We start from the raw sequence: 25,489 nt of genomic DNA, 5'->3' as shown, positions 1-25,489 counted from the left end.
GAAAATCCCGGAATTTTGGAGGAAAGAATGAAGACAAGAATCACAGAAATGTTAGGAATCGAATATCCCATCATTCAGGGAGGAATGGCATGGGTGGCGGAACATCACCTTGCTGCAGCTGTATCTGAGGCAGGCGGTCTGGGACTGATCGGCGGAGCAAACGCTCCTGGAGAAGTAGTCCGTGAAGAGATCCGCAAAGCAAGAAAGCTGACAGATAAGCCTTTTGGTGTAAATGTTATGCTGTTAAGCCCACACGCTGATGATGTAGCAAAGGTAGTTGTAGAAGAAGGCATCAAGGTAGTTACTACCGGTGCCGGAAACCCTGAAAAATATATGGATATGTGGAAGGCTGCAGGCGTTAAGGTCATCCCGGTTGTTGCATCAGTTGCTCTGGCACGCCGTATGGAAAAATATGGTGCTGATGCTGTTGTTGCAGAAGGAATGGAATCCGGCGGACATATCGGCGAAGAAACTACCATGACTTTAGTACCGCAGGTTGTAGATGCTGTATCTATCCCGGTTATCGCAGCAGGTGGTATTGGTGACGGAAGAGGCATTGCAGCTGCATTTATGTTAGGCGCAGAAGCAGTACAGATCGGTACCCGCTTCGTTGTTTCCAAAGAGTCTATTGTACATGAAAATTACAAAGAACGTATTATCAAGGCAAAGGATATCGACTCCACTGTTACAGGAAGAACCCATGGACATCCGGTACGCTGTCTGAGAAACCAGATGACCAGGGAATACATCAAATTAGAACAGGAAGGAAAGTCCTTTGAGGAGCTGGAATACCTGACCTTAGGAACTCTTCGTAAGGCAGTTCAGGAAGGCGATGTAAAAAATGGAACCGTTATGGCTGGTCAGATCGCAGGTCTTATTTCCAAAGAGCAGACCTGTAAGGAAATGATCGAAGAGATGATGGGTCAGGCAGAGAAACTTTTAGGTCGTTGTTAGGTACTTTTGGAACCGCTTTAAAACAGGGAGTAATGAATATGAGTAAGATCGCATTTATCTTCCCAGGTCAGGGCGCACAGACCTGCGGTATGGGAAAAGATTTTTATGAGCACACAGAAACAGGCCGTAAGGTATTTGACAAGGCCACAGAGCTTTTAGGATTTTCTGTTCCAGAGCTTTGCTTTGAGCCAAATGATAGACTGGACATTACAGAATACACACAGGCAGCCATGGTCACTGCCAGCATTGCCATGATGAAGGTTTTAGAAGAAAATGGCGTAAAACCGGATGTAGCAGCTGGTTTAAGCCTTGGTGAGTACTGTGCACTGGCAGCAGTAGGCGTTATGAGTGAAGAAGACGCGATCACCACTGTCCGTCAGAGAGGTATTTTCATGCAGGAAGAGGTTCCGGCTGGAGAAGGTGCTATGGCGGCTATCCTGGCTTTGGATGCAGCAGTAATCGAAGAAGTGACTGCAGATATGGATGGTGTGTGGATCGCAAATTATAACTGTCCGGGACAGATCGTTATTTCCGGCAGGAAAGCAGCTGTAGAAGAGGCTTGTGAAAAGTTAAAAGCAGCAGGCGCAAAACGTGCCATTATGTTAAATGTAAGCGGTCCGTTCCACTCCGGAATGTTAGTTGGTGCCGGGGAGAAGCTGGGAAAGGTTCTTGAAAATGTAGAGATCCACAAGCCGGTCATCCCATATGCAGCTAATGTGACTGCCCAGTATGTAACAGAAGCACAGCCTGTAAAAGACCTTTTAGTAAAACAGGTTTCTTCTTCCGTAAAATGGCAGCAGTGTGTGGAAACTATGCTGGCAGACGGCGTAGATACTTTCATTGAGATCGGCCCGGGAAAGACACTAGCTGGCTTTATGAAAAAGATCGACAGAAGCGTAAAAACATTAAATGTTGAGAAGTTAGAAGATATAGAAAAGGTAGTAGAAGCTTTAAAAGAGGCATAAAGGAGAATAAACATGCTGGAAGGAAAGATTGCACTGGTTACTGGCGCAAGCCGTGGAATTGGACGTCAGATCGCTAAAACATTAGCGGCAAAAGGCGCATTTGTGATCGTGAATTATAATGGTTCTGCTGCAAAGGCAGAAGAGGTAGTAAAAGAAATCCAGGCAGCCGGAGGAAACGGACAGGCAGTTCAGTGCAATGTTTCCGATTTTGAAAGCTGCAAGGAAATGTTAGATGCAGTGGTAAAAGAGCATGGACATCTGGACATCCTGGTAAACAACGCAGGTATCACAAGAGACAACCTGTTAATGAAGATGTCTGAGGAAGACTTTGATGCAGTGATCCAGACCAACTTAAAGGGCGTATTCAACTGTACCCGCCACATTGCAAGACAGATGTTAAAACAGAAGAGCGGACGTATCATCAATATCTCCTCTGTATCCGGTGTTTTAGGAAATGCCGGACAGGCAAATTATTGTGCAGCAAAAGCTGGTGTCATCGGTCTGACCAAGAGTGCGGCAAAAGAGCTGGCAAGCCGTGGAATTACTGTAAATGCAGTTGCACCTGGCTTTATTAAAACAGAGATGACAGAAGTGTTAAAGGATGAGATCAAAAATTCCATTTTAGAGCATATCCCCATGAAAGCATTTGGCGAGACAGAGGATATTGCAAATGCAGTTGCATTTTTAGCATCTGAGGAAGCACGTTATATTACCGGTCAGGTTATTTCAGTAGACGGCGGCATGGCGATGTAACGAAACAGGTATAGGGCGGAAAAAACAAGGCAGACGGGCGCGTCAAGCTTGCTTGTAAGCGCATGTATGACTTGGTTTTTACATCGGATGCCAATCCGATGCTTCTTGACGGACGTCAGTTCGTCAAGAAGATAACGCCCGAACGGCTGCGTTATATAAGATAACGCCCGTCTTACACTGGCAAGGCAAGAATAGAACAGGAGTTAAAAATATGAATACAAGAGTAGTAGTAACAGGTATGGGCGCTATTACCCCAATTGGAAATAGTGTAGAGGCTTTTTGGACTGCGGTCAAGTCAAACACAGTAGGTATTGCACCGATCACTCATTTTGATACAGCTGATTTTAAGTGCAAGCTGGCAGCAGAAGTAAAAGATTTTGATCCAAAACAGTATATGGATCCGAAAACTGCACGCCGTATGGAAACATTCTGCCAGTTTGCAGTAGCAGCAGCAAAGGAAGCTCTGGAAACATCAGGCATTGACATGGAAAAAGAAGATCCTTTCCGTGTTGGCGTAAGCGTAGGCTCCGGTATTGGTTCCTTACAGGCTTTAGAGCGCAACGAAAAAAGACTGTTAGAAAAAGGACCGGGAAGAGTAGAGCCATTATTAGTACCATTAATGATCAGCAACATGGCAGCAGGAAATGTTTCCATCCAGTTTGGTCTTAAGGGAAAATGCATTAACGTAGTAACTGCATGTGCAACCGGTACACATTCCATCGGTGAAGCATTCCGTTCTATCCAGCACGGTGAGGCAGATGTAATGGTAGCAGGCGGTACAGAAGCAAGTATTACACCAATTGGTGTAGCAGGCTTCACCTCCTTAACAGCATTAAACACCACCGATGATGTAAAGAAAGCATCCATCCCATTTGACCAGGACAGAAATGGTTTTGTTATGGGCGAAGGCGCAGGAATCGTAGTATTAGAGTCCTTAGAGCATGCCCAGGCAAGAGGAGCTAAGATCCTGGCAGAAGTAGTTGGATACGGCGCAACCTGTGATGCATACCACATCACTTCTCCTGCTGAAGACGGAAGTGGTGCTGCAAAGGCAATGGAATTTGCCATGAAGGATGCAGGCATCACCCCGGAACAGCTTGATTATGTGAATGCCCATGGAACCAGCACCCATCACAATGACTTATTCGAGACAAAGGCGATCAAACTGGCTTTAGGTGATCATGCAGATAAAGTAAAGATCAACTCTACCAAGTCCATGATCGGCCACTTATTAGGCGCAGCAGGCGGCGTAGAGTTCATTACCTGTGTAAAGAGCATTGAAGATGGTTATGTACATCCAACAGTAGGTCTGGAAACACCAGGTGAAGGCTGTGACTTAGATTACACCATGCATGAAGGCGTATCTATGGATGTAAATTATGCCATCAGCAACTCTTTAGGCTTTGGTGGACATAATGCCAGCCTGATCGTGAAGAAATTCACAGCATAAGGAAGGAGAACGTGGACAATGAATATAGATGAAATCCTGACACTGGTTCAGGCGGTATCGGATTCAAAGCTGACCAGCTTTAAACTGGATCAGGGCGATATGCACATTTCCCTGAAGAAAGAGAAAGAAGAAGCAAAGATCATCACAGTTAGTGCACCTGGCGCTGTCGCAGCTGTTCCGGCTTCAACCGCTGCACCTGTACTGACTGCAGCTTCCACAAGTGTAAACACAGAAATACCTGCAGCAGCACCAGAAGCAGCAGAACACCATGATATTGCTTCTGATAAAGTCATCACATCTCCATTGGTAGGAACCTTCTACAGCTCTTCCTCACCAGATGCAGAAAGCTTTGTAAAAGAAGGAGATACTGTGAAAAAAGGCCAGGTACTTGGCATTATCGAAGCAATGAAGCTGATGAACGAGATCGAAAGCGAATATGACGGCGTTATTGAAGCAATCCTTGTAAATAATGAGGAAGTAGTAGAGTACGGACAGCCATTATTCCGTATTAAATGATAGATGTCCTCCTGGAACCTTTCCAAATAAAAAAATGTACTCTCGGAGTCTTTCCTGCACTTGCTTTTGCGGCCGATTTTCCGCCAGTCGCACCCGAATTTTAGAGGCGGACGCAACGCCAACGTCTCAAAAATTTGGGTACAACTGACAAAAAATCTTCTCGCAAAATCAAGTACAAAAAGATTCCGAGAGTACATAAAAGGTTCCGGGAGAACATTGTATCACAGGAGGACAAAAATCATGTTAATGGGTATTAAAGAAATCCAGGAGATCATTCCGCACAGACATCCATTTCTCCTGGTAGACTGTATTGAAGAATTAGAGCCGGGCGTAAAGGCTGTTGGATATAAATCTGTAACTTATGATGAGCCATATTTCAGAGGCCATTTTCCACAGGAACCGGTTATGCCAGGTGTCCTGATCGTGGAAGCACTGGCCCAGACCGGCGCAGTAGCTATTCTTTCCCAGGAAAATTTCAAGGGAAAGACCGCTTATTTTGGCGGATTAAACAACGTAAAATTCAAACACAAAGTAGTTCCAGGTGACCGTTTAAGACTGGAATGTGAGATCATTAAACAGAAGGGACCGGTTGGCGTAGGAAAAGCAACTGCTACTGTAGATGGCAAGATTGCAGTTGTTGGCGAACTGACCTTTATGATCGGATAAGACTGGTCTATAGGAGATTAAGTATGTTTAACAAGATATTGATCGCAAACAGAGGTGAGATCGCAGTCCGTATTATCAGAGCCTGCCGTGAAATGGGTATCCGCACAGTTGCAGTTTACTCAGAGGCAGATAAGGATAGTCTTCACACGCTTCTGGCAGATGAAGCTATCTGTATCGGCCCGGCTCCTTCCAGTCAGAGCTATCTGAATATGGAGCGTATTCTCTCTGCAACTGTTGCAATGAAGGCAGATGCCATTCATCCGGGCTTTGGCTTTTTATCAGAAAATGCCCGTTTTGCAAAGCTTTGCCAGCAGTGTAACATTACCTTTATCGGACCATCTGCTGAGATCATCAACCGCATGGGAAATAAGTCAGAAGCAAGAAATACCATGATACAGGCTGGAGTTCCTGTTGTTCCGGGAAGCAAAGAGCCTGTATACACAGCAGAGGCCGGTCTTGCCGTGGCAAAGGAGATCGGTTTTCCGGTTATGATAAAGGCTTCCTCCGGTGGCGGTGGAAAGGGAATGCGTATTTCCAGAAGCGAAGAGGATTTTACAGAGCATTTTAATGCAGCCCAGTTAGAGTCTGTAAAGGGTTTTTCCGATGATACTATGTATATTGAAAAATATATTGAAAAACCCCGCCATGTGGAATTTCAGATCATGGGTGACAAGTTTGGCAATGTTGTTCATCTGGGAGAACGTGACTGCTCCATCCAGCGCCGTCATCAGAAGGTAATGGAAGAGTCTCCATGTGAGGTCATTTCCCCAAAGCTTCGTAAAAAAATGGGTGAAGTTGCAGTAAAGGCAGCGAAAGCCGTTAATTACGAGAACGCAGGAACCATCGAGTTTTTATTAGATAAAGATAAAAACTTTTATTTTATGGAAATGAACACCCGTATCCAGGTAGAGCATCCGGTAACAGAAATGGTTTCCGGCATTGACCTGATCAAAGAGCAGATCCGTGTGGCTGCAGGAGAGCCGTTAAGTGTGTCACAGGAAGATATCCAGATCAAGGGTCATGCCATTGAATGCCGTATTAATGCGGAAAACCCGAAGAAGCGCTTTATGCCATGTCCGGGCTGTATTACCAACGTGCATATCCCAGGTGGAAATGGCGTCCGTGTGGATACACATATTTACAATGGTTATAAAGTACCGGCTAACTATGATTCCATGCTCATGAAGCTGATCGTTTATGATAAAGACCGTGCATCTGCTATTGCGAAAATGCGCAGTGCGTTAGGCGAAGTTATCATAGAAGGCATTGAAACAAATATTGATTTTCAGTATGAGATCCTGGAAAATGAAGCTTTTCAGAAGGGTGATACAGACACAGGATTTATTGAAAAGTATTTTCCGGACTACGTAAAATAAATTTTAGAAATTTAATCTGGAATTTCCTCCGTGACTAGTACAGTTATTTACAAAACGATGTACCAGGCCGTGGACCGATATTTATGATCCTGAATAGGGATAATGCAGAAAGGAAGTTGTCGTATGCTGCGCAACATGTTCAGAAAAACGTATACAAAAATAGATACCAAATACAGACCGGTAAGCCAGGAAGGGGAAGAACCATCTATTCCGGAAGGTTTATGGCGCAAATGCAATAAATGCGGACAGCCGATCTATGTGGAAGACGTAAAGAACAATTATTATGTATGCCCCAAATGCGGCGGCTACTTCCGTGTTCATGCTTACCGCAGGATCGAAATGCTTACGGATGTGGGAACCTTTGAGGAATGGAATAAAGAAATGCCATTTTCCAATCCTTTAGACTTTCCTAACTATGAAAAGAAGGTAGAAGCAGCCAGAGAAAAATCCGGCCTGAATGAAGCTATTGTCATTGGAAAGGCAAAGATCGATGGAAATCCTGCTGTTGTAGGTGTGTGCGATGCCCGCTTTATTATGAGCAGTATGGGGCATGTAGTGGGAGAGAAGATCACAGAGGCAGTAGAACGTGCTACAAAGGAAAAGCTTCCGGTGATCCTGTTTGCCTGCTCCGGCGGTGCCAGAATGCAGGAAGGAATTGTTTCCCTGATGCAGATGGCAAAAACTTCCGCAGCCTTAAAACGCCACCATGAAGCAGGACAGCTGTTTATCAGCGTCCTTACTGATCCGACTACCGGAGGCGTGACCGCAAGCTTTGCAATGTTAGGCGATATCATCATTGCAGAACCAGGTGCACTGATCGGTTTTGCCGGTCCAAGAGTTATTGAGCAGACCATTGGGCAGAAGCTGCCGGAAGGTTTCCAGAGAGCTGAATTCCTGTTAGAGCATGGTTTTGTAGACATGATCCTTCCAAGAAAGGATCAAAAGCATGTGATCGGACAGATCCTTTACATGCACAGAAAACATGATATGGCTGTGGAAAAAGATGCTGTAAAAGCAGATACTGCTGTTAATGTATCAGAAGCCCGTCAGAAAAAGGAAAACACAGAAAAGAGTGCCTGGGATACAGTTCTCCTTTCCAGAAAAGCAGACAGACCAACGGCTTTAGATTATATCAACGCTGTTTTTGATGAATTTATAGAATTTCATGGTGACCGCTGCTTTAAAGACGATGGTGCTATTGTAGGCGGTATTGCCATGTTCCATGGCATGCCGGTTACAGTTATCGGACAGCAGAAGGGAAAGAACACCAAGGATAATATCCGCCGTAATTTTGGCATGCCATCCCCTGATGGTTATCGCAAGGCCCTGCGTTTAATGAAGCAGGCAGAAACCTTTGGACGCCCCATTATCTGTTTTGTAGACACACCAGGAGCTTTCTGCGGACTGGAGGCAGAGGAAAGAGGTCAGGGCGAAGCCATTGCAAAGAACCTGTTTGAAATGTCTTCCTTAAAGGTTCCGGTGCTTTCCATTGTCATCGGTGAAGGAGGAAGCGGCGGTGCTTTAGCTATGGCAGTAGCAAATGAAGTGTGGATGATGGAAAATGCCATTTATTCCATTTTATCACCGGAAGGTTTTGCGTCTATTCTTTATAAAGACAGCAAAAAAGCCCCGGAGGCAGCCAGAGTGATGAAGGTAACAGCAGCTGACTTAAAGGAACTGGGGCTGATCGAGAGGATCATTCCAGAGGAAGAACCGGCAAATACAGATACTTTGTACCGTATTGCAGGCTATATGGATCGGTCTATGATCGGATTTTTTGAAAAGTATTTGAAACTGTCCGGAGAAGAGCTGGCAGAACACAGATACGAAAGATTTAGGAGAATGTGAGAAATGAGTGGGATCAAAGCATTAACAATAGGAGATCTGGTCCTTAAAAGACCGGTGATCCAGGGCGGTATGGGTGTAGGCATCAGCCTTCATAGGCTGGCAGGAGCTGTAGCAGCCTGTGGCGGCATGGGACTTATCTCCACAGCACAGATCGGATTCAGGGAACCTGATTTTAAGACCAATTTTGTAGAAGCTAATCTGCGTGCTATCAGACGGGAAATGCAAAAAGCCAGGGAAATCGCACCAAATGGTGCTATTGGCTTTAATATCATGGTAGCTACCAAACATTATGACCTGTGGGTCAAAGAAGCCATTAAATGCGGCGCTGATGCAATTGTATCCGGCGCAGGTCTTCCAGTCCGTCTTCCAGAGTATGCACAGGCTGCATATGAGGAAATGAAAGCAGGGATCGCAGATGCAAAGGAAACCTGCGGAGAGATCTGCAAACAGGCAGTAAAGAAAGTAAAGCTGGCTCCTATTGTGTCTTCTGCCAAATCTGCACAGGTCATATGCAGACTTTGGGACAGAAAGTATAAGCAGGTTCCGGACTTTGTGGTAGTGGAAGGACCGTTAGCTGGTGGTCATCTGGGATTTTCCAGGGAAGAGCTGACAGAGTACGGTGCAGATACAAAAGATGTGCCAAATACCTACAACCAGAAAGCTTACGATAAAGAAGTCCGCTCCATTATGGAAGTAATAAAGACTTACGAAGAAAAGTACCAGAAGCATATCCCGGTAGTAACTGCCGGGGGCATTTATACCTATGAAGATGTAATGCATCAGTTTGAACTGGGGGCAGAAGGAGTGCAGGTAGGCACCCGTTTCGTTACTACTGAAGAATGTGATGCTCCGGATGCTTACAAGCAGGCCTATATCAACGCAAAAAAAGAAGATATCATCATTACCCAGAGCCCGGTAGGAATGCCGGGACGGGCTATTTTAAATCCATTTTTGCAGCAGATCAAAGAGGGAGTCCGCCCGGCTATCAAAAGCTGCTTCCAGTGTCTGGAACACTGCGACATCAGGACTATTCCTTACTGCATTACACAGGCATTGGTAAATGCAGCGGAAGGGGATGAAAATAATGCCCTTCTTTTCTGTGGCAGCAATGCTTACAGAGCAGAAAAAATCGAAAAAGTAGATGATGTGATGAAAGAACTGGTAGGGGAATAATAAGCAGCGCGGTCATCAAAAAACCGGTCATACCTTTTAAATTTTTAAAGGGCATGGCCGGTAATTTTTTTGCCGGAACCTGCATTTTTGGATATGCCAAGCTCTGCCTTTTTCCTGCAAAGAGAACTGAAACTGATACCAAGGACATCTGCTGCCTCCTTAAGCGTCCCGGTCTGGTCCAAAGCCTGTTGTATATAAGCTGCCTCAAATTGGCGAAGGGCTTCTTTTAATGGAATTAAATCCCCCTGCAGCAAATGTGCCGGATCTTTGGAATCAGCCGGCTGTTTCCCGGAAGCGGCAGCATTACTTATAGGGCGAAGGATGGACTGGGATTTTGGTGTATGCAGAGGTGTGCAGCGGGCATGGATAAATGAGTCGATCAGTTCTTTCCTGTTTTCCGACAGACAGATCTGCTGGGACAGATTGGAGATCTCTCTGATATTTCCTTTCCACTCAAGCCCGCTTAATGCAGTCATCTGGTTTTCAGAAATTGGCTGGTTTTCCAAAGTACAATCATATTCTTTCGAATAGTGTTCTATAAAAAAGCGTAGAAATAAAGGAATTTCATCTTTTCGCTTTCTTAAAGGAGGTATATGGATATTGGCTACCCGGATCCTGTAGTAGAGATCTGAACGGAAGGTTCCGGCTTTGATCATTTCCTGCAGATCCTGTCCGGAAGTGCAGATAATGCGGGTGTGGATCTCTTTGGCAGAAAGGGAACCAATGGGGGTTATAGTTTTATTCTGTAAAAAATGTAAAAGAAGAGTCTGACAATGGGGAGAAAGCTCATTGATCTCATCAAAAAGGACGGTTCCATGGTCTGCTGCTTCTAAAAGTCCGGTTTTTCCACTGGCAGAAGCACCGGTAAAGGCGTTGGGAGAATAGCCGAAAAGCTCAGAGGCAAAAAGCTCCTCTGAAATAGCACTGCAGCTGATCTTTACAAAGGGTTTACCAGATAAAGCACCACTTTTCTGGATATATTCTGCCAGAAAGCTTTTTCCAACGCCGCTTTCTCCGTAAATAAGCACAGAAGCCTGATTGTAGGCAAGAAGATTTGCCTTCTGGAAGATCTGTATCATAGACGGGGAATGAAGGATGATCTTTTTTTCAGTACCAGAAATATTATATGCCATATCGTTTCCTCTTCTTACAAAGAGTAGAAGCATCGATCCCCAGTGTTTTTGCTGCCTTTGCAGCAGAGTCGGTGTTATTTAATGCTTTTTGGATCAACTGGATCTCAAATTGTTCTACACATTCCTTTAATGTCATTTCTTTTTTGTCCCGGGTATCTCCGGAAGAAAGATCTGTGGTATCCTTCAGTTCATCTGGAAGCTGATCTGCAGTAATGGTATCACTCTGGCAGAGGACTACCATACTTTCTATCAGGTGCTGCAGCTCCCGGACATTTCCGGGCCAGGAATATTTCTGCATCAGCCGTACCGCATCAGCAGATAATATTTTATTAGTATGGTTCTGTTCGTTATACCGGTTTAAAAAGAAGGTAGACAGCAGAGGAATGTCCTCAGGGCGTTCCCGCAGAGGCGGAAGCGTCAGTTCTACTGCATTTAAACGGTAATAGAGATCCAGACGGAATTCATGGTCATCCACCATCTGCTTTAAATTACGGTTGGTAGCACATATGATGCGGAAATCTACAGGAACCGGTTCCACAGCGCCAATGGCCCGTACTTCCTTATTTTGGATCACCTGGAGAAGTTTTGCCTGGATATCTAAAGGAAGTTCTCCGATCTCATCTAAGAAAATGGTACCTTTATCAGCCAGCTGGATCAGGCCTTCTTTTCCCTGACGGGCGGCACCTGTAAAAGAACCGGGAGTGTATCCAAATAGCTCAGATTCAAATAATGGCTTTGGGATAGTTGCCATATTTACATGGATAAAGTTTTCATGCTTGCGAAGACTGCTCTGGTGGATAAAACGGGCAAGCACATCTTTACCGGTTCCGGATTCACCTGTAAGCATCACAGAAGCAGAGGTGGGAGCTAACCGGAGCGCTTTTCCGTAAATGTTATACATGGCTTTATTAGCAATGATAATGTCTTTTCCAATGCTGGAGTCTACCTGTATATTGCGCAGATGAGATTCCAGGGCCATGGCGCGCATGGTGGATTGGGATGCTTTTTCCTGAAGGCGCATCAGATCGCTGTAATTGCTCACTGAATAGATGATGTAATCGATCTCACCGGCTTTATTTAAAATAGGAGTGGCAGTAGTAAGTACATAATCCTGGGTGGGATAGCGTACAATCTGGGTCTGCTGCTGTCTGGTTTCCAGTACAGTATCGATCATGTACCGTTCTGTAGGCAGTATAACATCTTCACGCTGGGAGATCTTTCGCACATTCTGACCGAAATAATCCCTGATATCAAATTGGGCGAGACTGCTGTAATACCGGTTTCCCCAGATGATTGTCCCGTTTCCGTCAGCGATAATGATCCCAAGTTCCAAAGCATCATAGACACGGGAAACATCCCGCATCCGTATATGAGGTGATCTGGCAGCCATATAAATGTCCTTTCGGTTTGTTATTGTATGGTTTGTATGTTCCAAACATGATTTTTCTTAAGATAATAATTGAATTATTTCAATTTATATCTTAAATTTAGTATAGTTATTGAAAAAAGTCAATAAAAGAAATTAGAAACAAGCATAAAAAATATGCAGAACAGTTAAAAAAGAAAAAATAAAATTTTTATAAAAACGATAAAAAAATAACAAAAACGTAGATAAACCAAAGGTTTCTAAGAACAAAGATCAAAAGTAAACAATACATAAAGATTAGAAAATACAAAAGATGGCACGATAATTGCTTTTAATATTTAGTGATAATGTAGTTGACGGTTACAGAAAGACCAGGCGTCTGGAACATTTGATTGACAAAAAAATGACGAAATGTTTTAGATCATGTGTTCTTTCGTACAACAAAATTTATAGGAGGGGTTATTTTATGCATTATGAACATCATCGCTACGTAGGTAAAGTTTGTGTGGTAACAGGGGCTGCCAACGGCTTGGGGTTAAATCTGGTAAACAGATTAGTAGAAGAAGGTGCTTTAGTAGGTGCTCTGGATCTGGAGCAGGATACACTGGACAAGGAATTTGGGGATAAGAAAGACAAAGTGTTTACAGTTCCATGTGATGTATCATCCAAGGCAAATGTTGACGCAGCTATCGCAGCTGTGATCGAGCATTTTGGGCACATTGACGCTCTGTTTAATATTGCAGGTGTGATCGGACGCCAGTCTCTGTTAGACAGCACCGAAGAGCAGTGGCGCAAAGTCATTGATATCAACTTAAATGGTACATTCTTTGTATCTCAGGCAGTATTAAGACACATGGTAGATAAGGGAATTAAGGGAGTTGTGGTAAATACCAGTTCCGTAGCATCCCTGATCGTTTCTCCAAATACAGGTGCTTACTCCGCAAGTAAAGGCGGCGTTACCATGTTCACCAAATTCGCAGCTTTGGAAATGGCAAAATATGGAATCCGCGTTTGTGCATTCGGACCAGGAACCCATGCAACCAGACTGACAGAGGGAACCAGATTAAATCCTGAAAGATGTGAAATGTTCTTAAGAAACATTCCTATGGGACGTTTTGGTGAGCCGGATGAGGCAACTTCCGTAGCATTATTCTTAGGCTCTGATGAAGCTTCCTACTGTACAGGTCAGACCTGGATCGAAGACGGCGGAAACAGCTTATTCTAATTTGAGATCAAAAATAGAAAAACAGGAGTTGAAATAATGGATTGGCGCGAAAAATATAAAGATAAAATGACCACTGCAGCAGAAGCAGTCAGCCATGTTAAATCCGGAGAAAAAATCATATTTGCTGACTGGATCGGAGAACCGCCTGCATTGGTAGATGCACTGGTTGCACGTTATAAAGAACTGGAAAATGTAATCATTATCCACGGTATGAGTCCGGGACCAAATGAATATCTGGAAGAGAAATACGAAGGACATTTCCACCATATTTCCCTTTTCATCGGACCAAAATCAAGACCGGCTTATCATGCAGGAAGAGTAGATTATCTGGGAGGAACCAATTTCCACAACTGGCCGGATATGTTTGCAAAAAATCCTGATTTAAATCCACACTGGGCATTTATCCAGGTAACACCTCCAAATGAAGATGGTATGTGCAGCTTTGGAAATACCTGCTGCTTTACAGAACCGGCAGCAAGAACCGCAGACCGCATCATTGCCCAGGTCAATCCGGATCTGCCTTTCGTAGAAGGAAGAATGTTTGAACTGGCAAAGGCAGATTACATTGTAGAGCAGACAGCGCCTTTATACATCATCGGCAGGGCAGAGCCAAATGAAAAGATCCAGAAGATCGCAGATTACTGCGCAAGCCTGGTTGAAGACGGCGCAACCATTCAGTTAGGTATTGGAATGCTTCCAGATGCGATTGCCCGCAACCTGATGGACAAAAAGGATCTGGGTGTCCATTCTGAGACATTGACAGAGGCCATGATGGAGCTGGTAAAAGCAGGAGTTATCACCAACAAGAGAAAGACCTTAAATCCTGGTATCTGTATTGGAGCACAGGCAGCAGGAAGCGAAGAATTTTATAAATTCATTGATCATAACCCAATGTTCCAGATGCAGCCGGTTGATTATGTAAATGATCCATATGTCATCGGTCAGAACTACAAGCAGACATCTATTAACGGCTGTCTGGAAGTAGATCTTCAGGGACAGGTCAATTCCGAAACAGTAAATGGAAGACAGTACAGCGGCATCGGCGGCCAGTTAGACCATGTGCGTGGTGCACAGATCAGTGAAGGCGGAAAATCCATTATCGCACTGAATTCTACAGCAAAGAATGACACCATTTCCAAGATCGTACCATATTTCCAGCCTGGAAATATTACAACGGTTCCAAGATATGATGTAGACTATATTGTAACAGAATATGGTATTGCTCCACTGCGTTATAAGACCGTAAGACAGAGAGCAGAAAATCTGATCGCGATTGCTCATCCGAAATTCAGGGATGAACTTCTTGCAAAAGCAAAAGAAATGGGTCTGATCCCTCTGAAAGGTTAATGGTTTATGGAAATGAAAAAGCAAAAAAATCGCTGGATCATGCTTTTTTGCATTTGCTGCAACACCTTTTGTTTCGGAGGCGTATATGCATGGAGTGCATTTTCCGGTGAACTGGCAAATTACATGGGCTGGGATTACAGCAAGGTAACAGTAGCTTATTCCATTATGCTTATGTGTGTGGCTTTAATGGGACTGGTAGGAGGAATGCTGCTGCAGCGTTTCGGAGCCAGAAAGCTGATGATCGCAGCCGGTATTATGTGGGGACTTGGCTGGTTTGCAACAGGAATGGCAGGAAGTATCATTATGCTGTATGCAAGCTTCGGTATCCTTGCAGGCTGTGCCTCCGGATTTGGCTATAATCCAGGTGTTGTAACAGCTGTCAGCTGGTTTCCGGACAAAAAGGGATTTGCTTCCGGAATGGCAGTGGGAACCTGCGGAATGGCATCCCTGATCGTTGCACCGTTAGCTAATTTCTTACTGACCCGGTTTAATGTAATGACAGCGTTTCGCCTGGTAGGCGGAATGTTCTTAGTTGTTTCACTGGCAACATCCTGGTACATAGACGGTCCGCCGGCCGGTTGGAAACCGGAAGGATATACACCGGCAGCAGCCCAGGCTGCAAGGGAAGGAAAAACATGGCGGGAAATGTTAAAGGATCCAAGATGTTATCTTTTATGGGCAACACTTTTATGTGCTTCTGTAGCAGGTCTGATGCTCATCGGACATGCCTCCAGGATCGGCCAGGAAGTGGCAGGTATCACAGCGGCACAGGCAGCACTTTTAGTGGGTATCATGGCAGTTGCCAACTTTGTGGGCAGACTGGCTCTTGGTTCCCTTTCCGATGTTCTTGGGCGTCATAAAGTAGTAATAGGGGTTATGCTTTTATGTGCTCTGGACATGGTATTTTTATCCAGTGTATCTACATTCCCGGCTTTTGTGGCAGCGATCGTTATCACCGGCGTATGCTTTGGTGGAACATTAGCTACATTCTCAGCCTTAAGCTCTGATACATTTGGAGCAAAATACAATGGTATCAATTACAGCATTATTTTTACCGGATACGGCATTGCTTCTATTGTAGGACCAAATGTGGCAACAGCCATTAAGTCATCTACAGGAAATTATTCCGGTGCATTTATTTTTGCTGCAGTATGCAGTATTCTGGCAGCGGCATTATGTTTTGGAGCAAAACAGTTAAACAAAAAAATGGGGTAAATATTTCTCTTATAGGAGGAAATACATATGTTAAGTGTATTGGCAATTATCATTCCGTTGATCGTGCTGGTTATCATGATCTGGAAAAAGGTTAATATCGCAGTTTCAGCGATCGTTTGTACCGGTTTAATGGCACTGATGTCAGGCTTAAATATTTATAACTGTCTTACAAATGATTACATGGAAGCATTTGTGGGCTATATCAAGAATTACTGGCCACTGATCTTCCTGGGTGCAAGCTTTGGTAAGGCTATGCAGTTAGGCGGCGGTGCAGAAGACCTGGCAAATCTTTTAACTTCCAAGCTGGGTACAAAATTCACCATTGCAGTTTTATGTGTTACCACACTGATCTTAAGCTACGGTGGTGTATCCTGCTACGTTATCGTATTCGTTATGTATCCGATCGCATTAAATATGTTTAAGAAGGCTGATCTTCCAAGACATCTGATCCCGGCGATCGTAGCAGCAGGTTCCTTTACGGCTGTAAACTTAGGACCTGGTTCTCCATCTGTTGTAAACAATATCCCTGTAAAATATCTGGGAACATCTGCAACAGTCCTTCCTGTATATTCCGCGATCATCGCAGGTTCCTTCTTCCTGCTGGCACTGTTCTACTGCTTATGGCAGGAAAAAGTTGCACGTAAAAAAGGCGAGCACTTCAGTGCAGACGCAGCAACCCTTAAAATGATGGCAGAATATGAGCAGAAAGAGCATGGAAACGGCGCCATCGCATTTATCCCGCTGGCACTGGTAGTTATTCCGTTATTCTTTGGCGTAAACGTACTGTACACTCTGTTAATGGGATGGATCTCCATCGCTATCCTTTACTGGGATAAGATCGATAATAAGATCGAGATCCTTAACTGTGGCGTCAGTGACGCTATGGGTGCTATTGTAGCAACTTCTGCAGTTGTTGGTTTCGGCGGTGTTGCAAAACTGACAGCAGGTTATACCACTCTTGTAAACGTAGCAACCAGCATGGGAGGTTCTCCACTGATCTCCTTCTCACTTGGTACTGCACTGCTGTCTGGCGCATGCGGTTCCGGTTCCGGCGGTCTGACACTGGCTCTGGAAACACTGGCTCCAAGATACCTGGAAATGGGTATAAATCCTGGTGTCCTTCACAAGATCGCATCAGCAGCCTGCATCACACTGGATTCCCTGCCACACAACGGCGTTATGGTTACTGTACTTGCATGCTGCGGTTTGACCCATAAGGAAGGCTATAAGCATCTGTTTGCTATTACAGTAGTAGGTTCTATTATCATCCTGATAGAGGCAATTGTTCTGGCAAGTATCATGTATCCTATTGGGTGATAGAAAACAGACAGGAGATAGATATGAAAGGATACAGGGATGACCGGATCAGAGAGCTTGAAGCGCTATATCCTTTCTGGCAGGAAAAAACCATATGGGGCTTTTTTGAGGAGACAGCAGAGCGTTTCCCGGATCAGGACTTTATTGTAAGTCCCGGAGAGCGGTTCACCTATAAAGAAACAAAGGAAAAAGTCCTTCAGGTGGCAAAAGGGCTGGCAGCCATAGGTGTAAAGCCTGGTGAACATGTGGCTATGCAGATTGAAAACTGCCCGGAACAGGTATTTGTAGCTCTGGCAGTCAATGCCATAGGCGCGGTAAAGGTACCTGTAAACATTTCCCTTTCTGCCAGAGAACTGGGGTTTGTACTGGAACAGTCCCAGTCTCAGTATCTGATCACAGGTTGTCATATTGATCTTGAAAAAAACGAGACAGCTTTAAAATTAGTTGTCACATTGCCTCAGGCAGACTGTCATATGAGTGTATCTACGAAAGAATGGGCTGATTTCCTTGCAGCAGGAAAAGGAGAGATCCTTTCCCTGCGAAGGGGATCTGAATACGCTCATGATCCGTCAGATATCATTTATACATCAGGAAGCACGAAGGCACCAAAAGGTGTGGTACTTACCCATGATATGCTGATGAGAAGTGCCTATGCCAGCTGTTTAAACAGAGGATTTGAGAAGGGGCGGCGTATTTTCATCCCCCTTCCCATGTTTCATGTTTATGGATATGTAGAAGGGATGCTGGCAGCCATACTGGTGGGAGGAGCTGTGTTATTCCGCCGTGGTAAATTTGCAGCGGAGCCTGTTTTACAGTTTATGAAAGCTGAAGGTGCAAATGACATCTTAAGCGTTCCGGCACAGATGATGTCACTGATCAGTTATCTGAAAGAAAATTTTGTAGAGCTTCCGGAGCTTCATGCAGTGTACTGTTCTGCAGCTGTATGTCCTTCCTGGGTATGGCCGTCCATCAGAAAATACCTTGGTGTATCTGATGTGATCACCGGATATGGGATGACAGAAGTATGCGGGGCATCCATGCAGACTGCCCCTGATGACGGGGATGAGATCCTTGAAAGCAGAGTTGGGAAACTGCTTCCTGGCGGCTGCAGCGGGGAAAAGGCTTATGGCGGACATCAGATCGCTTACCGTGTAGCAGACCAGAAAACGGGAGAAGACTGCAGACCAGGGGAAGTTGGGGAACTCTGGTGTAAGGGAAGCGTAGTAATGAAATGCTACTTTAACCGGGAGGAAGCAAACAGGCGGGTCTTTACTGAAGATGGCTGGTTCAAGACCGGAGACTGCGGCTACTTTGATGAAAATGGATATCTTGTTTTAGCCGGCCGTGTAGACGATATGTATAAGATAAACGGGGAAAATGTATCTCCTAAGTTTTTGGAAGATGTGTTTGGAAACTGTCCCCAGATCAGCAGTGCTGCTGTTGTGGGAGTTCCGGATGAGAAACATGGTTATGTGGGAGCTGCATTTATCCAGTTACATGAGGACACAAAGGAAAACAGGGAAAAGGTAGAAAACTATAGCAAAGAGCACCTGGCAAAATTCCAGGTACCTAAATATTTCTTTTATTTAAAAAATGGGGACTGGCCCCGTACATCTACGGGAAAAGTACAGAAATTCCGGTTAAAGGAAATGGCTGGAAAATTAACAGAAACAATCAAATAACAGAATTTTGGAGGAGGTTTATTTTATGAGCAACAAATATGGATTAACAGAGGACCAGTTAAGTATTCAGGAGATGGCGAAAAAATTCGCAGATGAAGTAGTTGCTGAAACAGTTACAGATTTAGATGCACGTCACGCATTTCCGGAGGAAGAGGTAAAACAGTGTGCGGAAATGGGATTTTTAGGAATCTGCGCACCAGAAGAATACGGCGGTGCAGGAATGGATCACTTAAGCAATGTTCTTGTTATTGAGCAGATCGCAAGACATTCTGCATCTTTAGCTTCTATTATCGATGCTCATGCATCTTTAGGAAGCACTCCTATTGCTATTGCAGGTACCGATGAGCAGAAACGTAAATTCCTTACTCCTGCAGCTATGGGTGAAGGCTTATGTGCATTTGCACTGACAGAGCCTCAGTCCGGTTCTGATGCAGGACAGATCCGTACCAAGGCTGTTTTAGAAGGCGATGAGTGGGTCATCAACGGAAGCAAGGCTTTTATCACAAACAGCCCATATGCAGCTACCTTCTTAGTAGCAGCAAAGACTGATATGGAAGCAAAAGGAAGCAGAGGTATTTCCGTATTTATCGTGCCAGCAGGAACTCCTGGTCTGGAGGTTGGAAAGCCAGAGCAGAAGATGAGCAATAGAAGCTCCTATTCATGCCCACTGACCTTTACAGATGTCCGTATTCCAAAAGAGAATCTGTTAGGTGAATTAAACAGAGGCTTCCCACTGTTTATGAAGTGCGTAGATGATGGCCGTGTAGCAATTTCCGCAGTAGCAGTTGGTATGGCACAGGGCGTTTTAGAGCGTGCAGCTAAATACTCCAAGGAAAGAGTTACTTTTGGAAAGCCAATCTGCGAAAACCAGGCGATCGCATTCAAATTAGCAGAAATGGCAACAGAGATCGATGTAGCCCGTGCAATGCTTTACAATACAGCACGTATGAGTGACAACGGACTTCCATTCAGCAAAGAAGCAACCATGACAAAGATGTTCTGTTCTGAAATGTGTGTACGTGTATGTGATATGGGTCTTCAGATCATGGGCGGATATGGCCTTTGTGACGAATATCAGGTAGAGCGTATGTACCGCGACGCAAAGCTTTTAACCATCGGTGAAGGAACTTCTGAGATCTGCCGTATGGTAGTTGGAAGATTTGTATTAAAAGAGTATTAATAAAAAGCATTAATAATAAACATTAATACGAAAATACAAAAGATTGCAGGAAAAATAGATCCATTTTAGAAAACAGGAGGTTTTGAACATGAAGCGTTCTTATTTATATTTAAGTGAATTTCATGTGGGAGATAAGTTTACCACTCTTTCCCGTACTGTTACAGAAACAGACGTAGTTTTGTTTGCAGGTATTACCGGCGATAACAACCCGATCCATACAGATAAGATCTATGCAGAAAGCCTTCCATTTAAGAGCCGTATTGCCCATGGACTCTTAGGTGCAGGCATTGCTACCGGTTTATGGGGACGTATGGGACTGGTTGACGGTTCTGCTATTGCAGCTTTAAGCACAGAGTGGAAATTCGTAGGAGCCATCAAGATCGGTGATACCATTCACTGTGAGGTGGAAGTTCTGGAGGCTAAGCGCTCTAAATCAAAACCAGACAGAGGTATTTTAAATATCCAGTATTCTATTATTAACCAGGATGGGGCTGTATGCCAGGTAGGAAGCATGGCAACCATGTTATACTGGGAAGAGCCAAAGGAGGAAAATGCATGAACATCTTAGTTTGCATTAAGCAGGTTCCGGATACCACAGAGATCAAGATCGATCCGGTAACAAATACACTGATCCGTGCAGGTGTTCCAAGTATTGTCAATCCTTTTGACGCATATGCATTAGAGATTGCAGCACGTATTAAAGATGTAACACCGGAAACGAAGATCATCCTTCTTTCCATGGGTCCAAAACAGGCAGAAGCAGCTTTAAAAGAGTGTCTGGCAGTAGGCGGAGATAAGGCATATCTGGTAAGTGACAGAGCTTTCGGCGGTGCAGATACATTGGCTACCAGTTATACATTAAAAACAGCTATCGACAAGATCGAGACGCTGGAAGGCAAATTTGATATCATCTTCTGTGGTAAGCAGGCAATTGACGGTGATACCGCACAGGTAGGACCAGAAATCGCAGAGCATATGGATTGTCCACAGATCACATATGCCATTGAAGCAAAGGTAGAAAATGATGAAGTTCTGGTAAAACGTGAGACTGGGGAAGGATATGAGGTTCTGGCAGCAAAGATGCCTTGTGTGATCACAGTGACAAAGCCAAGCTTCAGCCCACGTTATCCAACTATTAAGTCAAAAATGGCAGCAAACAGAGCGACGATCAATACTTTAACTGCAGCAGATATTCCTGTAGACGCAGAACGTATTGGTTTAAAGGGATCTCCTACAAAGGTTAAGAAGAGCTTTACTCCTCCTCAGAAGCAGGGCGGCGTTGTTGTAAAAGAAGATAGTCCGGAAGCTTCTGCACAGAAACTGTTTGAATTATTAAATTCTGCACATATCGTATAAGGAGGGAGGAAGAACATGGAGGCTTTAAGCAAAGATTTATGGGTATTTATTGAAACCGATGAAGAAGGAAAGGCCAGAAATGTAGGACTGGAGCTGTTAAATCCGGGACGCAGACTGGCAGATGCCCAGGGCGGTGTTCTTGTGGCAGTTGTGATCGGTTATAAGACAGAGGCAGCTGTGAAAGAAGCAGCAGCTTATGGAGCAGATAAGATTATTGTAGTTGACGGGGAAGAATACCAGCATTATACCACAGACGCGTATGCAGATGCTATGTATGCCCTGGTAACAAAATACGGACCAACCACCATGATGATCGGTGCTACCAATGAGGGTCGTGACATGGGACCAAGGCTTTCCTGCCGTTTAAGAACTGGTCTGACAGCTGACTGTACAGCTGTAGATTATGATGAAGAAACAGGAAATATCGCATGGACCCGTCCTACCTTCGGTGGAAACCTTCTGGCTACGATCATGTGTCCGGATCATCGTCCGCAGATCGGAACTGTACGTCCGGGCGTATTTAAGAAGGGTGAGAGAAACGAGGATAACAAGCCTGAGATCATTACAGAAGATATCCACATTGCAGCAGAACGTATCCGTACCCGTCTGGTAGAGGTATTAAAAGACTTAGATGCCGGTGATGTAAATCTGGAGAGTGCAGAAGTGATCGTGTCCGGCGGACGAGGCGTTGGCGGACCTGAAGGTTTTGAACCGTTAAAGGAACTTGCAGATCTGTTAGGCGGCGTTGTAGGTGCATCCCGTGCAGCTGTTGACGCAGGCTGGATCGGACATGTTCATCAGGTTGGACAGACCGGAAAGACAGTTGGTCCAAAACTGTACATTGCATGTGGAATTTCAGGAGCAATCCAGCATGCAGCAGGTATGAGTGGTTCTGATGTGATCGTAGCTATTAATAAAGATCCAGATGCACCTATCTTTAATATGGCAGATTATGGTGTAGTAGGCGATCTGAAATTGGTGATCCCGGAACTGATCAAACAGATCAAAGAAAGCAGAAAGTAAAAAATTTGTAAGACATAATGCAGATGTCCGCCCGCCAAAGACAACTTCAGGTGAGCGGATATTTGTGTTCCTGATAACGTGTTTAAGGGAGACCGAAAGTGTATGGGACATTCAGTGCAGGTGGCAGGAAATACAGGTTGTCTTTATTTGATGGGAAACTGTATTCCTTATTATGAGATAAGAGAAAGAGAATGGATATTAATGGATTGTGGTTCCCGTCTGGCAAGAACACAACTGGCAGAATATCTTAGTAAAAACAAGATCAGTGTAAGAGCGGTACTATGCAGTCACGGGCATTATGACCATACAGAAAATAACCGCTTTCTTCAGGAGGAATATGGGGCAGAACTGGTCATGTCCTGTCTGGATGCAGGCATATTGCAGGATACATTGTCTTTAAAAACTGTTTTCTATTCGAATACGTTACAGGATAATGAAAGAGAATGTAGTGATATGCTGTGTAAAGCAGACCAGATGATCCTGCCAGGCCAGGAACAGGTTCAGGTCTGCGGCGTACAGTTCCGGATCCTTTCCCTTCCTGGGCATGCAGCCAGTCATATGGGCTTTGTTACGCCGGATGGGGTGGCTTATCTGGCAGACAGCATGTTTGACCGGGAAAGCCTGAAAAAAGGACGGCTGTTTTATATGCTCTGCTGGTCACAGACACTGAAAACACTGGAAAAGATCAAAAACCTTGGGTATAAAAAATATATTCTTGCCCATTACGGGGTTTTTGATGAAGTAAGGGAACTGGCAGAGGAGAATATACAGCGTTTTAAGGAAATCCTGAGAGATATGAAGCCACTGATCTCTGAGGACATTACTCTGGAACAGCTGACTGCAAAAGTGATCAATGATATGGGACATCCGGTAAAACGTCTGGAAAAAGCCAAATTATATGAACGGATCGTCCGTTCTATGTTGGAATATCTGCTGGAACAGGGGGATGTAAGCTGTTATGTAAGAGATAACAGCGTATGCTATTGCCTGGTAAAATAAAGGAGGACATTATGTACGAAGCATTATTTCAGCCTATGAAAATAGGAGAACTGGAAATAAAAAACCGGTTTGTGATGCCGGCTATGAACAGCCATTATGCAGATGCAAAGCATCATATGACGGAACAGGCCTGCAATTATTATGGCGAGCGGGCACTGGGGGGATTTGGGCTGCTGATCACGGAATTTTTATGTGTCAGTGAAGAAGGACTGGCTTATCCCATGCAGGCAGCTATTTATGATGATGAATTTATTCCTTCATTTTCCAGATTAACAGGACGGGTACATGAAAATGGCGGCCGTATTTTCGCCCAGCTGCAGCATTCTGGAAGAATGCAGGGAAAAGGAAGTACAGATAAAATGGCAGTGGGAGCCAGCAATATCCCGGATAAAGCCAATCTGATCCCGGTACATGAGCTGACAGAAGCAGAAGTAAAGGAAGTAGTAAAAAAATTTGTGGCTGCAGCTGTAAGGGCGCAGAAAGCCGGCTTTGATGGCGTAGAGGTCCATGGTGCCCATGGCTATCTGCTGGCCCAGTTTTTATCCCGGGGTGTAAATAAAAGGGTGGACCGGTACGGCGGAAGTGTTTCCAACCGGGCGAGGATCGTCTGTGAGATCGTAGAAGGGATCAAAGAAGCCTGTGGAAAGGCATTCCCGGTCTGCGTAAGGACCAGCGGTGATGAAGGATATGACGGTGGAAACCGCATTGAAGATGCAGCGGCACAGGCTATTCTTTTTGAGGCAGCCGGTGCAGATGCTATCCATATTTCACATGGGATTGCCATCCATTCTTATTACTCAGAAAGTGGATTTAACATCCAGAACGTGAAAATAGTAAAAGATGTAGTTTCTGTTCCTGTGATCGGAGTAGGAAGAATGAATGATCCGGCGCTGATGTTATCTGCTCTCAGGACAGGTGCAATGGATTTTGTGGCTTTAGGCAGAGAATCTGTCTGCGATCCTCATTTACCGGAAAAGATCAAAGAAGGAAGACTGGATGAGATCCTTACCTGTACCGGATGTATGCAGAGATGTCTGTATCCGAATTCCTTTGAAGAGGGCTTTGGCATTTCCTGTATGATTAATCCATTTAGTGGAAAAGAGCATATATGGGAGATCACACCGGCAGAAAAGAAAAAGAAGATCGCCGTTGTAGGAGCAGGTCCTGTTGGGCTGCAGGCAGCATGGATCCTGGCAAAACGGGGTCATGAAGTAAAGGTATATGAAAAAGAAATTACAGCAGGGGGGCAGTACCGCCTGGCAGCAGTTCCGGCTATGAAACAGGAGCTGGCCAAGACTATCAGTACTTACCTTACTTTCTGTAAGAAATATGGGGCAGAGGTCATTTACGGGGTAAAAGCCACAAAAGAAATGTTAGAACAGGAAGGCTTTGATGAGATCATCCTTGCCTGTGGTGCACAGCCTTTAGTTCCACGTATTCCGGGAATTGACGGTGAAAATGTATATCTGGCAAATCAGGTGCTTTCTTTTGATGTGCGCTTAAGTGGTCAGAAGATCCTGGTACTGGGAGCAGGATTAGTAGGCGCAGAAGCAGCAGAGGTCTTAAGTACCTACGGCAATAAAGTCACTGTTGTAGATATGCTGGATAAAGCAGCACCATTAGCGCCTCTCAGACCAAGAGAGAACCTTTTAAGCCGTTTGGATAAAGCTGGTGTGGGATTTTGTTTAAACAGCCGCGTATGTGAGATCCGTCCGGATGGTATCAGGTATGAGCAGAACGGAGAAACAAAAGAGATGACTGGATTTGACAGTATTGTCCTTGCTTTCGGTTCCCGTTCAGATAAGGCACTGGAAACAGAGTATGAAGGTGATCACCGTATTCACAGTGTAGGAGACTGTCTGACAGCAGGAGATGCCAAAAAGGGAATATATGAGGCAACGAAGCTGGCGATGGTACTGTAAAATACTACCGGGCAGAGAACATT

At 44.6% G+C, this 25,489-nt stretch carries 22 protein-coding genes; 20 read left to right on the top strand and 2 right to left on the bottom strand.

Translation table 11 applies throughout. The features are described 5' to 3' along the window. Positions 1-27: 27 nt before the first annotated feature. The 9 genes from fabK to OGM16_05600 all read left to right on the top strand — a co-directional run bounded on the left by fabK (position 28) and on the right by OGM16_05600 (position 9,701). Positions 28-954, top strand: coding sequence for an enoyl-[acyl-carrier-protein] reductase FabK (gene fabK / locus OGM16_05640; protein ID UYJ47738.1), 927 nt, complete (start codon positions 28-30; stop codon positions 952-954). A 38-nt stretch (positions 955-992) separates the two neighbouring features. Then, positions 993-1,919, top strand: a complete 927-nt coding sequence (gene fabD / locus OGM16_05635) for an ACP S-malonyltransferase (GenBank protein UYJ47737.1) — start codon at positions 993-995, stop codon at positions 1,917-1,919. A 12-nt stretch (positions 1,920-1,931) separates the two neighbouring features. Then, a complete protein-coding gene (gene fabG / locus OGM16_05630) occupies positions 1,932-2,672 on the top strand; it encodes a 3-oxoacyl-[acyl-carrier-protein] reductase (GenBank protein ID UYJ47736.1) in 741 nt (246 codons plus the stop codon). Positions 2,673-2,883: 211 nt separating this feature from the next. Next, on the top strand, positions 2,884-4,122 hold the full coding sequence (gene fabF, locus OGM16_05625; GenBank protein UYJ47735.1) for a beta-ketoacyl-ACP synthase II: 1,239 nt from the start codon (positions 2,884-2,886) through the stop codon (positions 4,120-4,122). 18 nt (positions 4,123-4,140) lie between these two features. Continuing rightward, the gene (accB, locus tag OGM16_05620; protein ID UYJ47734.1) at positions 4,141-4,638 is read left to right on the top strand and encodes an acetyl-CoA carboxylase biotin carboxyl carrier protein; all 498 of its coding nucleotides are present in this window, start codon (positions 4,141-4,143) and stop codon (positions 4,636-4,638) included. 240 nt (positions 4,639-4,878) lie between these two features. Next, positions 4,879-5,304, top strand: a complete 426-nt coding sequence (gene fabZ, locus OGM16_05615; GenBank protein ID UYJ47733.1) for a 3-hydroxyacyl-ACP dehydratase FabZ — start codon at positions 4,879-4,881, stop codon at positions 5,302-5,304. Positions 5,305-5,327: 23 nt separating this feature from the next. Then, positions 5,328-6,680, top strand: a complete 1,353-nt coding sequence (locus tag OGM16_05610; protein ID UYJ47732.1) for an acetyl-CoA carboxylase biotin carboxylase subunit — start codon at positions 5,328-5,330, stop codon at positions 6,678-6,680. Positions 6,681-6,803: 123 nt separating this feature from the next. Beyond that, the gene (accA, locus tag OGM16_05605) at positions 6,804-8,528 is read left to right on the top strand and encodes an acetyl-CoA carboxylase carboxyl transferase subunit alpha (protein ID UYJ47731.1); all 1,725 of its coding nucleotides are present in this window, start codon (positions 6,804-6,806) and stop codon (positions 8,526-8,528) included. 3 nt (positions 8,529-8,531) lie between these two features. Then, positions 8,532-9,701, top strand: coding sequence for a nitronate monooxygenase family protein (locus OGM16_05600; GenBank protein UYJ47730.1), 1,170 nt, complete (start codon positions 8,532-8,534; stop codon positions 9,699-9,701). Between the two features lie 44 nt (positions 9,702-9,745). Here the strand turns inward: OGM16_05600 and OGM16_05595 are convergent, their stop codons facing one another. Both OGM16_05595 and OGM16_05590 read right to left on the bottom strand, forming a co-directional pair. Then, positions 9,746-10,834, bottom strand: a complete 1,089-nt coding sequence (locus tag OGM16_05595; GenBank protein UYJ47729.1) for a sigma 54-interacting transcriptional regulator — start codon at positions 10,832-10,834, stop codon at positions 9,746-9,748. Then, complete coding sequence (locus OGM16_05590) at positions 10,824-12,224, bottom strand: sigma 54-interacting transcriptional regulator (protein ID UYJ47728.1); 1,401 nt, start codon at positions 12,222-12,224, stop codon at positions 10,824-10,826. Before OGM16_05590 ends, OGM16_05595 begins: the two co-directional genes overlap by 11 nt. 442 nt (positions 12,225-12,666) lie before the next feature. Between OGM16_05590 and OGM16_05585 the strand changes: the two genes are divergently transcribed. The 11 genes from OGM16_05585 (at position 12,667) to OGM16_05535 (ending at position 25,466) form a co-directional block, all read left to right on the top strand. Then, positions 12,667-13,425 (top strand): SDR family oxidoreductase, encoded by a 759-nt coding sequence (locus OGM16_05585; protein ID UYJ47727.1) that lies wholly within the window; start codon positions 12,667-12,669, stop codon positions 13,423-13,425. Positions 13,426-13,461: 36 nt separating this feature from the next. Then, the gene (locus OGM16_05580; GenBank protein UYJ47726.1) at positions 13,462-14,772 is read left to right on the top strand and encodes an acetyl-CoA hydrolase/transferase family protein; all 1,311 of its coding nucleotides are present in this window, start codon (positions 13,462-13,464) and stop codon (positions 14,770-14,772) included. A 6-nt stretch (positions 14,773-14,778) separates the two neighbouring features. Beyond that, positions 14,779-15,987: an OFA family MFS transporter gene (locus OGM16_05575; protein ID UYJ47725.1), complete on the top strand. Its 1,209-nt coding sequence runs from the start codon at positions 14,779-14,781 to the stop codon at positions 15,985-15,987. 27 nt (positions 15,988-16,014) lie between these two features. Further along, positions 16,015-17,304: a hypothetical protein gene (locus OGM16_05570; protein UYJ47724.1), complete on the top strand. Its 1,290-nt coding sequence runs from the start codon at positions 16,015-16,017 to the stop codon at positions 17,302-17,304. 23 nt (positions 17,305-17,327) lie between these two features. Beyond that, entirely contained in the window at positions 17,328-18,986 is a 1,659-nt protein-coding gene (locus OGM16_05565) for an acyl--CoA ligase (protein UYJ47723.1), read from the top strand. Between the two features lie 25 nt (positions 18,987-19,011). After that, complete coding sequence (locus OGM16_05560; protein ID UYJ47722.1) at positions 19,012-20,166, top strand: acyl-CoA dehydrogenase family protein; 1,155 nt, start codon at positions 19,012-19,014, stop codon at positions 20,164-20,166. Between the two features lie 88 nt (positions 20,167-20,254). Further along, the gene (locus OGM16_05555) at positions 20,255-20,725 is read left to right on the top strand and encodes a MaoC/PaaZ C-terminal domain-containing protein (protein ID UYJ47721.1); all 471 of its coding nucleotides are present in this window, start codon (positions 20,255-20,257) and stop codon (positions 20,723-20,725) included. Then, a complete protein-coding gene (locus OGM16_05550; GenBank protein ID UYJ47720.1) occupies positions 20,722-21,522 on the top strand; it encodes an electron transfer flavoprotein subunit beta/FixA family protein in 801 nt (266 codons plus the stop codon). The genes OGM16_05555 and OGM16_05550 overlap by 4 nt, the downstream gene beginning before the upstream one ends. A 15-nt stretch (positions 21,523-21,537) precedes the next feature. Further along, complete coding sequence (locus OGM16_05545) at positions 21,538-22,545, top strand: electron transfer flavoprotein subunit alpha/FixB family protein (protein UYJ47719.1); 1,008 nt, start codon at positions 21,538-21,540, stop codon at positions 22,543-22,545. Between the two features lie 102 nt (positions 22,546-22,647). After that, a complete protein-coding gene (locus OGM16_05540; protein UYJ47718.1) occupies positions 22,648-23,544 on the top strand; it encodes an MBL fold metallo-hydrolase in 897 nt (298 codons plus the stop codon). An 11-nt stretch (positions 23,545-23,555) separates the two neighbouring features. Next, complete coding sequence (locus tag OGM16_05535; GenBank protein UYJ47717.1) at positions 23,556-25,466, top strand: FAD-dependent oxidoreductase; 1,911 nt, start codon at positions 23,556-23,558, stop codon at positions 25,464-25,466. Positions 25,467-25,489 lie beyond the last annotated feature (23 nt).

The organism is Lachnospiraceae bacterium, assembly GCA_025758065.1.
Taxonomy (GTDB): domain Bacteria; phylum Bacillota; class Clostridia; order Lachnospirales; family Lachnospiraceae; genus Enterocloster.
The sequence above is the reverse complement of the archived record's forward strand: the minus strand, read 5'-3'. Positions and strand labels throughout refer to the sequence as shown.

What these genes read in the sequence shown, in the direction of transcription:
- fabK (UYJ47738.1), top strand. Translation starts at nt 28, where the DNA reads ATGAAGACAAGAATCACAGAAATGTTAGGAATCGAATATCCCATCATT.
- fabD (UYJ47737.1), top strand. Translation starts at nt 993, where the DNA reads ATGAGTAAGATCGCATTTATCTTCCCAGGTCAGGGCGCACAGACCTGC.
- fabG (UYJ47736.1), top strand. Translation starts at nt 1,932, where the DNA reads ATGCTGGAAGGAAAGATTGCACTGGTTACTGGCGCAAGCCGTGGAATT.
- fabF (UYJ47735.1), top strand. Translation starts at nt 2,884, where the DNA reads ATGAATACAAGAGTAGTAGTAACAGGTATGGGCGCTATTACCCCAATT.
- accB (UYJ47734.1), top strand. Translation starts at nt 4,141, where the DNA reads ATGAATATAGATGAAATCCTGACACTGGTTCAGGCGGTATCGGATTCA.
- fabZ (UYJ47733.1), top strand. Translation starts at nt 4,879, where the DNA reads ATGTTAATGGGTATTAAAGAAATCCAGGAGATCATTCCGCACAGACAT.
- OGM16_05610 (UYJ47732.1), top strand. Translation starts at nt 5,328, where the DNA reads ATGTTTAACAAGATATTGATCGCAAACAGAGGTGAGATCGCAGTCCGT.
- accA (UYJ47731.1), top strand. Translation starts at nt 6,804, where the DNA reads ATGCTGCGCAACATGTTCAGAAAAACGTATACAAAAATAGATACCAAA.
- OGM16_05600 (UYJ47730.1), top strand. Translation starts at nt 8,532, where the DNA reads ATGAGTGGGATCAAAGCATTAACAATAGGAGATCTGGTCCTTAAAAGA.
- OGM16_05595 (UYJ47729.1), bottom strand. Translation starts at nt 10,834, where the DNA reads ATGGCATATAATATTTCTGGTACTGAAAAAAAGATCATCCTTCATTCC.
- OGM16_05590 (UYJ47728.1), bottom strand. Translation starts at nt 12,224, where the DNA reads ATGGCTGCCAGATCACCTCATATACGGATGCGGGATGTTTCCCGTGTC.
- OGM16_05585 (UYJ47727.1), top strand. Translation starts at nt 12,667, where the DNA reads ATGCATTATGAACATCATCGCTACGTAGGTAAAGTTTGTGTGGTAACA.
- OGM16_05580 (UYJ47726.1), top strand. Translation starts at nt 13,462, where the DNA reads ATGGATTGGCGCGAAAAATATAAAGATAAAATGACCACTGCAGCAGAA.
- OGM16_05575 (UYJ47725.1), top strand. Translation starts at nt 14,779, where the DNA reads ATGGAAATGAAAAAGCAAAAAAATCGCTGGATCATGCTTTTTTGCATT.
- OGM16_05570 (UYJ47724.1), top strand. Translation starts at nt 16,015, where the DNA reads ATGTTAAGTGTATTGGCAATTATCATTCCGTTGATCGTGCTGGTTATC.
- OGM16_05565 (UYJ47723.1), top strand. Translation starts at nt 17,328, where the DNA reads ATGAAAGGATACAGGGATGACCGGATCAGAGAGCTTGAAGCGCTATAT.
- OGM16_05560 (UYJ47722.1), top strand. Translation starts at nt 19,012, where the DNA reads ATGAGCAACAAATATGGATTAACAGAGGACCAGTTAAGTATTCAGGAG.
- OGM16_05555 (UYJ47721.1), top strand. Translation starts at nt 20,255, where the DNA reads ATGAAGCGTTCTTATTTATATTTAAGTGAATTTCATGTGGGAGATAAG.
- OGM16_05550 (UYJ47720.1), top strand. Translation starts at nt 20,722, where the DNA reads ATGAACATCTTAGTTTGCATTAAGCAGGTTCCGGATACCACAGAGATC.
- OGM16_05545 (UYJ47719.1), top strand. Translation starts at nt 21,538, where the DNA reads ATGGAGGCTTTAAGCAAAGATTTATGGGTATTTATTGAAACCGATGAA.
- OGM16_05540 (UYJ47718.1), top strand. Translation starts at nt 22,648, where the DNA reads ATGGGACATTCAGTGCAGGTGGCAGGAAATACAGGTTGTCTTTATTTG.
- OGM16_05535 (UYJ47717.1), top strand. Translation starts at nt 23,556, where the DNA reads ATGTACGAAGCATTATTTCAGCCTATGAAAATAGGAGAACTGGAAATA.